Genomic DNA, 363 nt, shown 5'->3' with positions numbered 1-363 from the left:
AACGTGTACTCGCGACACCTTCGCAGATGGCTGTAATTATAGTAGCCAAGCTATTTATAAAGTTGTGCAACAAATGGCCAGTACCCTACAACATTTGCATGCAAATAAAGTAAGCCATGGCGATGTATATGCGCATAACACTATGGTAAACCAAGACGCAGATGTGTTATTTGGCGATTTTGGTGCAGCAACTAATTTAGCTATGTTGAGTGAGTATCAGCGCCAGCAAATGCAATTAATTGAAGTACGCGCGCTAGGTTGTTTAATTGATGATTTACTAAGTGTTTGCAGCGACAATAATGCAATAGCAGTTAAGCTTGCGCAACTAGCTAAGCAATGCATGACAACTGATATTTTACAGCG

General features: G+C 40.5%; 1 protein-coding gene. It reads left to right on the top strand.

The window, feature by feature from the left end:
• On the top strand, positions 1-363 hold a 363-nt coding region (locus AAEY62_RS20870), incomplete at both ends, for a protein kinase (protein ID WP_350636207.1).

It is taken from the genome of Pseudoalteromonas sp. GW168-MNA-CIBAN-0100, assembly GCF_040309225.1.
Classification (GTDB): domain Bacteria; phylum Pseudomonadota; class Gammaproteobacteria; order Enterobacterales; family Alteromonadaceae; genus Pseudoalteromonas; species Pseudoalteromonas arctica.
The sequence above is the reverse complement of the archived record's forward strand: the minus strand, read 5'-3'. Positions and strand labels throughout refer to the sequence as shown.